This window comes from Luteibacter sp., assembly GCF_036500425.1.
Classification (GTDB): Bacteria; Pseudomonadota; Gammaproteobacteria; order Xanthomonadales; family Rhodanobacteraceae; genus Luteibacter.
This window is the reverse complement of record NZ_DASYCB010000054.1, coordinates 59,819-74,511: the sequence shown is the minus strand read 5'-3', so window position 1 is coordinate 74,511 and position 14,693 is coordinate 59,819. Positions and strand designations below refer to the sequence as shown.

The 14,693-nt window shown below is 63.4% G+C and carries 10 protein-coding genes; 7 read left to right on the top strand and 3 right to left on the bottom strand.

Going from position 1 to position 14,693, the window contains the following annotated elements; translation table 11 throughout:
* Positions 1-14 precede the first annotated feature (14 nt).
* The 7 genes from VGN46_RS13625 (at position 15) to VGN46_RS13595 (ending at position 8,477) form a co-directional block, all read left to right on the top strand.
* Positions 15-1,385: an outer membrane beta-barrel protein gene (locus tag VGN46_RS13625; protein ID WP_331644256.1), complete on the top strand. Its 1,371-nt coding sequence runs from the start codon at positions 15-17 to the stop codon at positions 1,383-1,385.
* A 2-nt stretch (positions 1,386-1,387) separates the two neighbouring features.
* Positions 1,388-2,164: a serine aminopeptidase domain-containing protein gene (locus VGN46_RS13620; RefSeq protein ID WP_331644255.1), complete on the top strand. Its 777-nt coding sequence runs from the start codon at positions 1,388-1,390 to the stop codon at positions 2,162-2,164.
* On the top strand, positions 2,164-2,994 hold the full coding sequence (locus tag VGN46_RS13615) for an alpha/beta fold hydrolase (RefSeq protein WP_331644254.1): 831 nt from the start codon (positions 2,164-2,166) through the stop codon (positions 2,992-2,994). The genes VGN46_RS13620 and VGN46_RS13615 overlap by 1 nt, the downstream gene beginning before the upstream one ends.
* Positions 2,991-3,992, top strand: a complete 1,002-nt coding sequence (gene galE, locus VGN46_RS13610; RefSeq protein WP_331644253.1) for a UDP-glucose 4-epimerase GalE — start codon at positions 2,991-2,993, stop codon at positions 3,990-3,992. The genes VGN46_RS13615 and galE overlap by 4 nt, the downstream gene beginning before the upstream one ends.
* 89 nt (positions 3,993-4,081) lie before the next feature.
* Positions 4,082-5,803, top strand: a complete 1,722-nt coding sequence (locus VGN46_RS13605; RefSeq protein ID WP_331644252.1) for a hypothetical protein — start codon at positions 4,082-4,084, stop codon at positions 5,801-5,803.
* Positions 5,800-7,347 (top strand): oligosaccharide flippase family protein, encoded by a 1,548-nt coding sequence (locus tag VGN46_RS13600; RefSeq protein ID WP_331644251.1) that lies wholly within the window; start codon positions 5,800-5,802, stop codon positions 7,345-7,347. The genes VGN46_RS13605 and VGN46_RS13600 overlap by 4 nt, the downstream gene beginning before the upstream one ends.
* Positions 7,344-8,477, top strand: coding sequence for a GNAT family N-acetyltransferase (locus VGN46_RS13595; protein ID WP_331644250.1), 1,134 nt, complete (start codon positions 7,344-7,346; stop codon positions 8,475-8,477). Before VGN46_RS13600 ends, VGN46_RS13595 begins: the two co-directional genes overlap by 4 nt.
* 2 nt (positions 8,478-8,479) lie before the next feature.
* Here VGN46_RS13595 and VGN46_RS13590 read toward each other — a convergent pair whose 3' ends face one another.
* The 3 genes from VGN46_RS13590 to VGN46_RS13580 all read right to left on the bottom strand — a co-directional run bounded on the left by VGN46_RS13590 (position 8,480) and on the right by VGN46_RS13580 (position 14,280).
* Entirely contained in the window at positions 8,480-10,093 is a 1,614-nt protein-coding gene (locus VGN46_RS13590; protein WP_331644249.1) for a hypothetical protein, read from the bottom strand.
* An 85-nt stretch (positions 10,094-10,178) separates the two neighbouring features.
* On the bottom strand, positions 10,179-12,239 hold the full coding sequence (locus VGN46_RS13585; protein ID WP_331644248.1) for a hypothetical protein: 2,061 nt from the start codon (positions 12,237-12,239) through the stop codon (positions 10,179-10,181).
* Positions 12,240-12,273: 34 nt separating this feature from the next.
* Positions 12,274-14,280, bottom strand: a complete 2,007-nt coding sequence (locus tag VGN46_RS13580) for a hypothetical protein (RefSeq protein ID WP_331644247.1) — start codon at positions 14,278-14,280, stop codon at positions 12,274-12,276.
* Positions 14,281-14,693: the final 413 nt, after the last annotated feature.

Below are 14,693 nucleotides of genomic sequence, written 5' to 3'. Positions count from 1 at the left end.
CCAGGGGAGGGAACATGCCGGCAGTGAAGAGGCTCACCCATGCGGTGCTGCTGGGGCTTGTATGCGCAGTGCCGGCAGTAGGCCAGGCAGCCACGTTCAACTACACGCTCTACGCCGGCCTGGAGCACAGTAACAACATCGCGCTCTCATCGGATAACCCGATCAGCGAGAACGTGTTCACGCCCGGCGCGACGTTCCAGTTCAACCAGATGGGCTCGACCTTCCAGGCTAACGTGGCGGGCACGGTCGAGTACCGCAAGTACCTGCAGAACCATTTCGACTCACAGACCCAGACCCAGATCGTCGGCCAGGGCAACTGGACGGTCATGCCGGATCGCCTGGATTTCTCGATCGAAGACTACGCCGGCGTGCAGCCGGTGGACCAGCTCTCGTCGGATTCGCCGGATAACCAGCAACAGACCAACGTGCTGGCGCTGGGCCCCACGCTGCACATGCGCTTCGGCGACTCGACCCGCGCACAGGTGGAACTGCGGTACATCTCCAGCTACGCATCGAAGGTGGATGAGTTCGATTCCAATCGTGGCCTGGCGGCGTTCCGCCTGTTCCGCGACCTCACACCTACCGACACGATCTCAGGTAACCTCGAATACCAGGATGTCAATTTCGACAACCAGCCGAGCAGCGCTAACTACAAGCGCGAAGAGGCCTTCCTGCGCTATACGAGCCAGCTGGCGCATTTCGATGCCGATGTCATGCTCGGTGGCACGCGGCTGAACTTCAACGACAGCAAAGACCGGTCATCGCCGTTGTTGCGCTTGCAGATTGGCTGGCAGCCAACCCTGCGCAACTCGCTGGCCCTGGCCGGTACCTATCAGTATGCGGATGCAGCCACCGACATCATGACGCCGCCCTCCGTCTATGGGCTGGGCGCGTCGGAAAACGCGAGTCGTACCGAAGCGCTGGATCCGTTTGCCAATACCGGCGGACTGGGCCGCGGGAGCCTTTCCGGCATCGGTATCGGCAGCGCGGTGATCAGTTCGGACGTGTACAAGGAAAAGCGTTTCGAGGCGACGTGGAGCTGGAAGAGTGAGCGCCTTTCGATCACCGTTTCGCCCGCGTGGAACAAATTGCGCTACATCGATAACGACACATTCAACCAGACCGGCAAGGGCCTTAGCGCGGGCGTGGGCTACCGGATCAATCCCACCTTGACACTGACCGGCTTCGGGACTTACGACCAGACCAAGTACTCCTCGTTGTCGCGCACCGACAAAACGGTGCGCCTCGGCCTGGACCTGGGCCAGCAGTGGAACCGCCACTGGAGCTGGCACGCCGCGGTGGCGCGCGAGCGTCGCACCAGCGATGCGGTCGGCCAGGATTATCGCGAAACCGAGTTCTTCATCGGCGTGGTGTACCGGAGATAAGCATGCGTACCGACCCCGAACTGCCGTTCTTCTTCGGTGCTGACAGCGGGCTGTTCGGCATGTACCACGCGCCGGCCACATCGCCGCGCCGCGCGGTGCTGATGTGTCCGCCGCTGGGCCAGGAGCTGATCCGCACGCACAGGCTCTACCGCCAGCTTGCCCAGGCGCTCGCCGCGCAGGGTCTCGCTGTGCTGCGCTTCGACTACCACGGTACCGGGGACTCGGCGGGCGAGAGCACCGACGTGGACTGGCAGCGCTGCGTGGGCGATGCGGTCAGTGCGGCCGGTGAGCTGCGTTCCCGCGCCGGTGTCGATCGCGTGGTGGCCTTTGGTGCGCGCCTGGGGGGCAGCATCGCGCTGGCCGCCGCTGATCGCGCCCGCTTTACCGAGGTGATCGCCTGGGACCCGGTGGTCGATGGCGATGACTACGTGGCCGCGCTGGATACCATGCAGGCCGCGCTGCGTGAAGATGCCGATCGTTTCAACCAGCCACGTTCGCAAGCGGATGTCGCCGAGCAATGGCTCGGCTTCGATATCGGCGACAGCCTGCGTAAGCAAATCAAGGCACTGCGTGTGCCGGCGCCAAACGTGCCCACCCTGGTGCTGGATTCGTTACCGGCAAGCGCGGCGCCACGCTGGGATCACCTCGTGTCGCAGCGGGGCAAGGTCGCGACCATCGCGCCACCCACGCCGTGGAGCGATCTGCGCCGGCTAGAAACCGCCATTCTTTCCCATCCACTCATCCAGGCCGTGACCGGCCGCCTGACGGAGGGCGCGTAATGCGCGAGGAAGCATTCCGTTTTGGCCGGGCCCGGCATCTTGTCGGTATTGCTGGCCTGCCAGAAGGGGCGCGCGGCGAGACCGGGGTGATCGTCCTTAACGCAGGCATGGTGCACCGGATCGGGCCTTTCCGCCTGCACGTGGAGCTTACCCGGCAACTCAACGCCGCGGGCTATCCGACCTTACGCTTCGATCTTTCCACCCTGGGCGATAGCGGCGCCAGTGGCGGCGGCCTCACCCGTACGCAGCAGGTCAGCGCGGATGTCGATGACGCCATGAAGCTGCTCGCCGAGCGGGCCGGTTGCGAGCATTTCGTCCTGGTCGGCCTCTGCTCTGGCGCGCAGAACGCACACACCGTGGCCGCCAGTGATCCGCGCGTCAGCGGGGCCGTATTCCTCGATGGCTACGCCTACCAGACCGTGGGCTACAAGCTGCGTCATTACCTTCCGCGCATGTTCGACCCGGCCCGGTGGGCGCGCTTCCTTCGGCATCGGGCAGGCGGCGGTGGTAGCGACAAGCCCGCATCGGAGCCGGTGTTCGCCGTGGCGCCCGCGCCGCGCGAGGAAGTGATCGCGGATTTCACCGGGATGGTCGGCCGCGGGATGAAGCTATACCTCGTGTATTCCGGCGGCATCAGTTTCTGTTTCAACCACGCACGGCAATTCCGTGAGTGCTTTGGCAAGGTCATGGACCACCCGGCCGTGACCACCAGCTACCGCGCGGAAACCGACCATACCTACATTCTTACCGGCGACCGTGCACGGCTCGTCGACGGCATCGGCGGCTGGGTGGCGCGTAACTTCCCACCGGCGGCGGGGAGGCACGCATGAGCACGGTCCTGGTAACTGGCGGCGCCGGCTATATCGGCAGCCACACGGTGCAACAGCTGGTCGCGCGCGGTGAGCGCGTGGTGGTGATCGATAACCTCTCCACCGGTTTTCGCGAAGCGGTCCGTGGCGCGGCCCTGGTTGAAGGTAACGTGGGCGATTGCGAGCTGGTCGCGCGCACCCTGGAAACCTACCGGGTCGATGCCGTGCTGCACTTCGCCGCGCATACCGTCGTGCCGGAATCGGTCAGCGATCCGCTGAAGTATTACGGCAACAACACCTGCAATACGCGCAACCTGCTGGCCTGCTGCGCCGAGGCCGGCGTCGACAAGTTCATCTTCTCTTCGACGGCGGCCGTCTACGGTACGACCGAGGATGGCGTGGCCGACGAGGATACGCCGACGCGGCCATTCAACCCGTACGGCATGTCCAAGCTGATGTCGGAGACCATGCTGCGCGACTGGTCGGCGACGGGCGCCATGCGCCACGTGATCCTGCGCTACTTCAACGTGGCCGGCTGTGATCCGGAAGGCCGCATCGGCCATTCCACGCCGCAGGCGACATTACTGATCAAGGTCGCTTGCGAGCACGCCGTGGGCAAGCGCCAGTGCATCTCGATCTACGGTACGGATTACGACACGCCCGATGGCACGGGGGTGCGCGATTACATCCACGTGGATGACCTGGCCGCCGCGCATCTGCGCGCGCTGGATCATCTGCGCGGCGGCGGTGAGTCGCTGACCTTGAACTGTGGTTACGGCCATGGCTACAGCGTGCGTGAAGTCGTGGATGCGGTGGCACGTGCAGGTGGGGCGGCCCTCAACGTGGTGGAGTTGCCGCGCCGGCCGGGCGATATCCCCATGCTTATCGCGCGTAGCGACAAGCTCCGTGCGGTCCTCGGCTGGGAACCCCGCTACGACGACCTCGATTTCATCGTGCGCACGGCGCTCAGCTGGGAATACCAACTCGCCGGTGCGGCGCCCATTGCCTCCGTCGCATGAAACCGCACGCCCGCCAGCTCGCTCGTCGCGCGCTCCGGCGGGAGCGCGTTGATGCGCGATCGTCTTTCGCGCCACCTATCGCGAGTCCCATGACCCGTCGCTTCCTGTTTCTCCTGGCCTGCCTGCTTGCGCTCGGATCCGTGCTTGGCCCCGACGTCGTCGCTGCCGCCACGCTGCCGCCCGCCGCGCAGAAGATCGAGGTGCGCCGCGTCGCCGGGCTGGGCGATGCGCTGCCCGTATCCGTCGGCATCCCTTTCGCACCCGGCGCTTTGCGGGATCCGCGCACGGTCCGCATCGTCGATGCCCAGGGCAAGGAGGTACCCGCTGACGTCAAGGTCATGCTGACCTGGCATTTCCGCGATAACAGCATCCGCGCGGTGCGCGCACAGTTCCGGGCGGCCCAGGGCACGTATTACTTCGTGGTGGGCGAACCGCGCCAGGCCTCCGCGCCGGGCTGGCCGTACGCCGAGGGGCTGGTGAAAGGATCCCCCGCGGCACTGGCGACCCTGACACCGCAATGGCTCACCGCCTCGTTGATCGCCGGCCCGCAAAGCGTGGCGACGAAAAGCGAGGCGTATGCGCGTTTTGTGGATGCCCAGTTCTCATGGGCGCGCACGCTGCCGGTGAAAGACACTACCGCCTGGCTGTTCGACCGGCCCTCGACGCTGTTCAAGGCGTATGTGCGCACCGGTCGCGCCGATTACCTGCAAGCGGCCGAAGAGAGCTACCGCTGGTACATGGCGGGGATCAAGCGCGATGGCGTACCGGTGAGCCCCTCCTGCGCGGGTGGCTGGATGCCGGACGAGAAACCGTGCGACGTCAAGTACGTTTACATCGAACCCATCCTGCTGGCCGTGGGCCTGACCGGCGACGACAGCATGCATGACGCAGCACTGGTCACGAAGATGGCCGACCTGTGGGCTAGCGGCGGATGGAACGGGCCGCCGGGGCCGTACCTGGGGCCGAAGGACTATTTCACCGAGCGCCTGGCGGGCCTCGGCCTGATTGAAACCGTAGCCGCCTTCGAGCTGAGTGGCGACAAGCGTGACCGCCAGCGTATCGAGGACCGGATCGGCTGGCTCGACGCCCAGCAACGCCACAACCCCGACGGCCTCGGCGACGACGGTTCCTGGCGCAATAGCTGGAACGTCCACGAGAACGACCCACATGGTGCCGATGACGTGCGCGGCGCCTCGCCGTGGATGAGTGAGAACATCATCGACGGCCTGTGGCACGCCTGGCTGGTGACCGATGATGCGCGCATTCCGCCGATGATCGTGGACTTCGGCCGTTACCTCGAGCGCTACGGCTGGATCGATCAGAAGCTGCTGGTGTCGCCGCACAACTGGCGCAACGACTGCTCGGGCCCGAACGGCCAGATCGCCTGGTACTGGTCGTCATCACATGCACCGGCCGCTGCGATCACGAAGATCCAGGAGAGTGAGGGCTGGTACAGCGATGGGCACACGGTGGAGCTGGGTCTTGCGGTGGCCGCGGCGCATTACTTCACGACCGACGCGGCACAGGCCGTCGCACTGAAGAAGCGCTTTGAGGCGATTGGCGATTCCTACAGTCCCGCGTGTGCAGCCATCTCCGACACCCTGCGCCGATTCAACTGGAACAACCGCGGCGCTGGTGTAGCGCAGTGGATGATGGAGCAGCCAGCCGGCGCTGGGAGCAAGGGTGAGGGGGCGCCATCGCGCGCAAGCGCGCTCCTACAGGGAGACGGCGATTCGGTAGGAGCGCGCTTGCGCGCGATAGGCAAGAGCGCGCCGACGAAGCACGCCGCGTCCTCCGGAGAAACCCCATGACCCGCCGCCTGGACGTACTACGCAGCGTCGGCATCGTCACGGTCTCGACATATATCGAATATGCGCTCGGCCTGCTGATGAGCGTCTGGATCGCACGCTCACTCGGCCCGGCAGACTTCGGCCGCTATGCGTTCACGATCTGGCTGTGCGGCTGGCTCATCGTCTGCTCCAATCATGCACTGACCACCTCGTCGACCAAGTTTATCGCCGAAGCCGATGGTATGGGCGACCCGCGCCTTGCATCGAGCCTGGCCGCGCGGTTCTCGCGGATCCAGGGCTGGAGCTCATTTGCGGTGATCGGCTTGTTCGCGCTGGTCGCGGTGGTCTTCCGCCCATCGGAATGGGATCAGTCGCTGCTGCCGATCATGCTGCTGGTTGTTATTGCCGTGGTCGCCAAGGCGAACTACGCCATGCTGGTGGCGATCGGCAAGGGGCAGGAACGCTTCGAACCGGAGGCGGTTGCGACCGTGGTTGGCGGTGTGGTCGGCATGCTGCTCGTGCTCGGCGCGATGTTTACCCACGCCGGGCTGCTCGCCTTCGTCGCCTTGTTCGCGGTCGCCTGCCTGCTACTGAACCTGATCAACCGGCTCATGTACCGGCGGCTGTGCCGGCCCTACGCGCCGGGCGATGTACCGGCGGCGATGACCACGCGCGTGAACCGGCATCTCAAGCTCACCGCCACGCTGGTGCTGATGGGCTCGTTCCGCACTGGCACCATCGAAGTGTTCCTGCTGAACACGTTCACCGGCTCGGTGGCGGTGGGCTATTTCGCTATTGCCGGCACGCTGACCCGTGGCGCCGTCCAGCTGTTTTCCGTCGGGCTCACTTCAACCTTGCTGCCCTACATGGCCAAGACCTTCGGTGAGAGCGGCACGGCCAAGGCCACGCGTTTCCTCGCCGAAGCCACCCGGTTCTACTGGGCGGTGGGCATCTGCATCGCCGGCCTCGGCGTGGTCACCACGCCGGAGATCGTCCGGCTGATGTATGGCACGCGATACGTGGATGCCATTCCCGCGATCGAGGCCACCCTGGTCCTCGGTGGCTTGTTGCTCATCGGTAACGGTATCGCCGCGTTCCAGACCGTCGTCGATCGACAGGATGATCGCGTCCGTATCGCCGTCGTCGCCCTGGTGGCAAACGCGGTCCTCGGCGGTGCCCTGATTCCCCCGTTCGGCCTGGCTGGCGCGGTCTGCACCTACGCCGGCACGCGCATCGTGGAGATGGTGCTCGCCGTACATTACCTGCGCAAGGCGACGCAGGGGGCTTTGCCGCTGGCGGCGATGTCACGCCTGTTCGTTGTCGGACTGATCGCGACCGCTGCGGCATGGGCCGCCACCGAGGCGACACCCTCGCGGCTGGGCTTCCTGGTCGGTGCCGCCGCCTTCATGGCGATCTACGTCCCAGGTAGCGCCTGGGTGCGCTACTGGTCCGCCGACGACCTGCAGTTGATGGCGGGCATCAGCCGCAGGCTGGGCCCACCCGGGCGCGCACTATCGCGCATGCTCGTCAGCGTGCCGCCTGCGGCGGCGAAGGCTATCCCATGAACTACCTTTGCTCGATCCTGCGAAATCTCGACGCATTACGCGCCGCGCGCGACGAGATGGCTGTACTGGCTGAGACGCCGGGCGGTTGCGACGGCATCGTCCAGCATCCCGACTGGATCGCCTACGAAGTCGAAAGCCGCGATGACGGCACGTCGCCTTACGTGGTGGTGGTCCGCGATGGCGCCGGGCGCATGCTGGGCTATGCGCCGCTACTGGCGATCCGGCACACCGCGCGGCTCGACCTGGCCGGGCGCCGCGTCCGCGTCTATCACGGCGAGGCACTGCGCCTGCTCGGTGCGGGCATCGTCGCCGCTGCCGCCGATCGGGCGACAGTTATGCTGGCGATCGTCCGCCAGTTGCATGGCGACGAGGCCATCCGGGTCATTCGCATCCAGGAAAGTGCGTTACCCAACCCCTTCGCGCAGTCGCTGGGGAAGGGCGAGGCCATGCGACTCGTGCCCGCAAACCTGCTCGAGCAGGTCCAATGGACGATCCGCGACCAGGCCTCATCGTCCGCGTGGCTGGCCCAGATGGACAAGAAGCGCCGCACCGACCTGACCCAGCGTATTGGCCGTGCCTACCGCAAGCTCGGCAGCGATGCCGCCTTGCACACCTTCGATACGCCGGATTCGATGCGCGAGTACTGCCGACTCATGCAAGAGGTTTACGCGCGTACATGGCACCATGACGACCTGCCAACCCAGTGGGACCATCCGCTACGCGTGGCGCTGTTCGAGCGCCTCGCCACCTCGGGGCACATCATCGGCCACGTCGTTATCCGTGACGGGAAACCCCTGGCCTATGTGCACGGCTACCGTGTCGCGGGTACGTACCTCGTCGATGACCTTGGCTACGACGAAGATGTTGCCAAGGTCGGTATCGGGTCCGTCGCCGTTTTCCAGGCCATCACGGCCCTGCTTGATCGCTTCCCTGGGGAGAACGTGAGCTTCGGCTACGGCGATAACCAGTACAAGCGCTTGCTGGCGACCCACAACGAACCTTGCGGTTCGCTTTATGTCGTCCGCTCGACCCGCGCCACCGCCGGCTTTCACGTCTACGCCCCGGTCCGCTGGCTTTACCGGGGACTGCACCGTGTCCGCGAAGACATGCGCGCCCGCAAACGCGTCTGACGTCACCAGGAGAGCGTGAAGTTATCGATCTGCGCCGTGATGCGCGCGCCGCTTCCGGCAGTGTCCTTCCGTACGACGATCGCGCCGATGCGATCGCCGTAGTCCTTGGCGTACAAATGCACCCACAGGCCGGGCAGGCCGGTCAGCGGAACCACATAAGTGGCCTCACCGATCGCGTTGCCGTGTTCGTCGTAGATATCGACATGCAGGTGCGAGCCGTTTCCACCGTGGCCATTCGCGCCATAGCCGAATCGTACCGTGCTGCAGGGCTGGATGAACTCGATGCGCAACGCCGCCCGATCGTCAGACGAGCAGAGAAAGGTGCCGTCATGGAAAGGCAGGATGCCGTCATGCCCGCCACGGATCGACCACTCACCTAGCGCGGGAGAGAAGGTGATGTAAGCGCGCTTCAGATGGTCGAAACGCCGATACTTCATCCCGTTCAGGTCATCGGTGACGAAGACGGGTGGGTCACTCATCTTCTGCACCCGCAGTTCCAGCCATTCGGATACGAGGGTATGCAAGTGCTCACGACGTGGCTTGTCGAACGTCTCGACCTGGACGAAGCTCTCTACCCGGTAGCGGACACGCAACACGCCGCCGTCAAGCCAGGTGATCTCTCCCGGGGGCACCGGGAACGTCAGGGACGCGCTGATGGAAACATCCCGACCCGAGGCGGTATCCGTGTAGCTCCCTTGCTCACCCTCGGCTGTCGTACCGGCCCACTCCAGGTGGCACTCGTCGTCATCGCTCGCGCCTGGCCACTTCGGCACCACGACGGATGCGCCGCCGGTGGCAAGGCTCGGATCCAGTACGGCATCCTCGACCTGCTGGATCGTCGGCGCCGGTAAGCTCGCAGGCGTACCCAGGACCTCGATGCGTCGGCGAAGCGATTCACGAGGTGCGGCGCGTGACCCGTAAATGGTGTAGCCAAGCACGCAGCTGCCGCCGGTGGCTCGCTTGAATACGGCGCTGGGTACGTGGAAATCCAGGGTCTGCCCATCGCGGGCAAGCCGCGTCGGGGGCGACGACCAGATGTCGATCTTGCCGGCTGCGGTGATGCTTTCGCAGCGCAAGGTCACGCGATCGCCGAGTTTCGCGTAGTGGCCCTCCACGCGAATCATGACCTCTGGCCAGGTAACGTTCATCGCGCGGAACAGTCGGCCGGCGTCTTCCACTGTGTCCTCGAGCCACGGCGTGGGTGCGAACGGACCCGTGCAGCGCAAAGGCGCATACGTAGCGGGTGCCCAGCGCAGCCAGCGACCTTCCGCGTCGTGGCACTGCCAGGCGATGCGCACGTCCCGCATACCGGCGAGGCCACGAAGGGGTTCGTGGATAGTGACGGTGAGTGGTGAACCCACTTGTTCCGCACTGACCGGGGGAAGGGCGAACAGGCGGTTCTCCCACGCCATGACAATCCGGTCGCCAGCTGCCATGGTCGCATAAGGAGGAATGATCACCTCGGCCCGCGACTTCGCGCCTGCGGGAGGTGTCCCGAGGATGGCGGGGGGTAAATCTGGCGCGACGAAGGGGTTGTCACCACGCGACGAAGCATCATCCGGTGCTTGCAGTTCGCGTACCACGTGTTGTCGTTTCAATTTGCCAAGGCCTTTCATGGCATGCATCTCCAGGGATGGTTGATTGATAGGGAATGCACGCGCCACCCCAGGGGCGGCGCGTGCGGTGCGCGCGTGGTAGGTCTTATTCGCCCGTGGTCACGATCCAGACCGAGGCCGCGGCAAGCTTCGGACCGATCGGGATCCAGCGCTCGTCGGGGTCTGAACGACCCGGCCCCCATGCCGAACGGCGTGCCTCACGGGCACCCGTGTTCGGGAACACCGCGAAGCGGGCCACCGAACTGGCCGGTGTGTCGGTCCAGGCCGCAGACTCACGCACCTCGGGATTGCCGCCATACGCGGCACGCAGGGCATCCCATTCCTCGACGTGAGGCAAACGGCCGCCCAGTTTCCCTGACTCAGTCGCCGCGGCGTGCCATAACAGTTCTTTTTCAAGGTCAACGAGGTGAAGCACGTTGCTCACCGTCACCAGATAAGACGCCGACGCACCCTTGGCATCGGTTACCGTCACCGTGGCCTCGCCATCGCGCAACGACACCACGCGCCCAGTAGCCTCGTCCACCTCGACGGCGCCACTGGAAGCGCTGTAACGATACGGAGGAACGCCGCCTGTTGCTACGCGTGCAATAAAACTGCCCGCAGGCGGGATAGTTACGCGCTTTTCGAGGCGGACGATCGGGCCAGCCAGAATGGCTGGGGTTGAGTCGATACTCAAAGGCGCGGCGGACTCGATGATCTCGAGCTCCAGCCACGGCGACTCCAGGTGTACCAGGGGCTCGACTCGTGTTCCGTCGGCGTAGCGCAAAGTTGCCTGTACCGACACGGCATAACGTACGCGGAGAGATCCACCGGCAAGCCGGCTCACCTCGTGCGGCGGAACAACGAACACCAGCGTCCTGTCCGGAATCATGTCGGCACCATTCAGCGCCGCGCGGTAGTAGGTTGTCTGACCGTCGCTCTGCTTTCCGGTCCATTCAAGATAGCAACGGTCGTCGCGGTCGATGCCGTCCCAAGCGGCCACGACGACATGGGCACCTGCCTTTGTAGCGCGAGGATCCATTGTCCCGTCCGCGGCCTCGGTGATCGATGGCGTCACGAGACCTCGCGGGCTTCCCACGATGGACAATTGACGGCGTCGCGAGCGAGGGCCCGGCACCCCGTTGGAGACGATTGAGTAGCCAGCTGACGCATGTCCGCCTGCGAGAGGAACGACCAGATCGTTGGGAACGAGCACGTCCACGGTCTGGCCGGGCCGCTGGATGCGGACCGATGGGCAGGCGTACACGATTGCTTTGCCGGCCTCAGTCACACCCTCCCACGTTACGAAGATCTCATCATCCAGGGCACCCGCGTGGCCCTCGACGCGCACGGTCAGCGGGTTGATCCCCAAAGACTTGAGGTCGATAGCCTTGCCCTCATCCCGCACGGTTCCGAGCACCCAAGGGGCGATCGGAGCATCCTCGCCCGGAGGCACGGTCACCGTGGTAGAGGGCGACCAAAGCGACCAGTTCGCGACGAGGTCGTGGATTTGATAGCGGACTTCAATGTCACCCCCAGCGCCAACCCCTGCGGTCGTCTTGTCGATGGCGAACCGAACGGGCTTGCCGATCTCGCTGGAGGTCAATGGACCATAACGCAGCGGCTGGGTATGCCACTGGAGCGTCACGCGGTCGCCAACAGCCATATTTCGGTAAGGTGGGACCTCGACGACGATACCAGTCAGGTCGTCAGGTAGCGTCTTGGGATCAACCAACGGCATCGCGAGGCTCTCGTTTCTGCTCGTTGTCTCGGGATTTGGGTCGAGACCTCCGGGTACCGAGAGCTTGACCAGAACATCGACCGAAGGAGTCTGATATTCCAGGTCGCTATCGAACAAGTGGATCTTTGCTGCCAGCGGAATGAAACCCTCACCGAAGCGAGAAAGAGTCGACGCTTCGACGCGGATCTGGGGTGTGAGATTTTCGCCTTGCTCGTAATGATGGGTCGCGATTACCTCCAGGTTTCGACCCCAAAGGACCTCAATAACATCGCCGGGCTGGATGTCACCCCATGGGCCGGTGCTGACTACCACGATGCGCCCCGGATTCCGGGCGATGTCGTCATATCCAAGCCCACCATCAACAGCGTCGTGGATTGACGGCGGGTTGAGCTTGATTGCTCGATTTTCTTGAGTTCTATTGCTCATGTTCTGTTCCTTGTGCGTCTATTTGTTTGTCGATTTAGGGTTTGGGGACGCGTGCCGAAACGAGAACGGTTCGCGATGTTGCCTTCGCACTTCCGACGTGATTTTTTATGGTGTACGAGGACTGGAATCGGCCAAACGCAAGCGTATAAACAACGGAACTATCCATTCGCACATCGACGAAGATGGCTTCTCCAGTCGATCCATCCAAATCGTCGTCCTTCGGGAGGAGATCGACAGCAACAATCTCGTGCGTGATCGATCCCGATGCTTCAGGGACGCGAGAGCCGCCATCCCAGGCGTTGTAGCCTTCATATTCGATGGTGAGCACGTCACCTTCCGCCATGTTGGCGTAGCCGTAGACGCGTATCGGCGTGAACTTCTTTACGAGGTCTCGCTCGTGGACCGCATAGGTTCCCGTGGCATCCTCAAGCCTTCGCGCATCGACGAAGACCGCACCTTGTAAGGGAAGGCCTGCGCCTGGGAGCCCATCAGCACTTTCGATCCGGACGAGTTGGGGCAGCGAGGTGGCGAGCGACGTGCTCGGTGCGTGCGATAAGACGCGCTCGACCGAGTAGCTAAGGTATACGGACCCAGCGTTCGCCTTGAGGTCGTCCGATGGCACAACGATAGCTATCGGGACCGAAGGATCGGTCACCACATGTGGTGCGCCTACCGCACTTTCTTTGAGGAAAACGGTGACGGTGTCCCCGACATGAAACGGGGGTTCGCGCGTCGATCGAAAGGGCGACACGCCGATCGCAACGCGTGCATCATGTTCCGCATCGTCAAAACCGACATAGTTCTCCTCTTTGCCGGAAGCACTATGGAGGACCGGCAATAGAAGTGCTTCATTCTCCGGTGTTTTCGGGAGTGGATCACGGCCGCCCGGAACTGAAAGGTCAAAAGCGTACGCCTTGGACGCGGAGCGTGTCGGTACCCCATTGTGGTAGTGGGTGTACGAAAACGTCTCGGAAAAGACGAGGCCGTCGGCGATGGTGTCCCACACGTCGTCATAAGGGATGTCGATGTTTGCCATCGGATCGGAGTCGGCCTGCGATTCGGTAAGACGAACGGCGCGGAACGCATTACCACCCACGTCAAGCACGATGACATCACCCTTTCTGGCACGAGGGTTGATCGCAGGTATGCCTACGCGAAGCACGGGTTTGATTTCTGCATCCGTAACCAGTCCGTGACGTGAGGCGGAAATGGTGGGCGGGATCGCCAATCGGGGCGCACCTACGATGAAAAGGGAAATCGGAGTCGACGTTGAAGCCTTGCTTCGATTGGTAGCCTTGTCTTCGACGTAGTAGTAGAAATCGACTACGCCATTTGACCGGGCGGATGCCAGCATGCTTTCGGTGAAACTCAAAGCAACGACGTCGTCGCCTTCAGGCGTCGCGGGAACCGAAACGAGCGGGATCTCGGTTCCACCTTTGGGTCGCATGCACACGTGCAGCGTGTCCGTGACTTCGAATCCCGCATAGCCTGGGATCGTGCCCCTCAATGTTTCATCGGGCATGGAAAGCAGCGTCGCAAGGGATATACCCTCGCGCTGGATGACGAGCGGGAACTCGATGCGAGGTAGACGGCGAGATCCGGCGGGGGTTCGGTCGATGAGTATCTGGGTTGACTCCGACTGCACCGAGAGTCCCGTTGGAACAGGCTTGTCGCGGTACGCCACATCATGGAAGCCTTCCGCCAGCGCTTCGCCGAAAGATCGCGGCATGCGAAGCACCACAAAATCGAGGTCGGTTTCCTTATAGATTGCGGTGGTGCCAGGTACGATTTTCCCGTCAATAACCAAGTCAAACTCGTTTCCGACCCAGGAGTGATGGCCGTCCACACTGATGATGGGGGCGTGCACAAGGAGGCCTTCGGCGATCGCATCGTTCGGTACCGTGCCGTCGGGATGTGCCGCAGGGATAGTGGGGTGGTAGCCATCAATAATAAGGTCGTCGAGACGACTGGCTGCGATCTCGGGCTCGCTCTGGTCTTCGTAGAGCGAATCCTCATACGGATTGATACGGGGTTGCTTCACTGTTGTGTCTCCGTTCTCGGCTTGCGTGGTTGGTGCGAGCAAGGTATCGAGAGCTAGACGACGCACACAGAGGCCGTTTCCGACAGGTGGTGGAGCCTTTCTACCTGATGTCGTGTAGGAAAAGGATGCCGGTCGGTTCGTGTCGATTGCGAGACAGCTAGGACTACAAAGTGTCAGGGATTTCTTACGCGCAATTGAGATAAGGACTACCTCGAGGATTCTTCGCTCGTGATCGAATGTGCGGCCCGAGTCATCAGTGTGTGACTCGGGTTGCATGAGTCATTTACGAGGTTGAGAATGAGAATATCCCGAGGAGGGCTTGCGCTTGGAAGCTCGCTCGTTTTGCTTGGCACGTCCGCTACCTCAGAGTCACTCGGAGCGAGAACGGTGGGGATCGGGGAATCTGTCGTTGT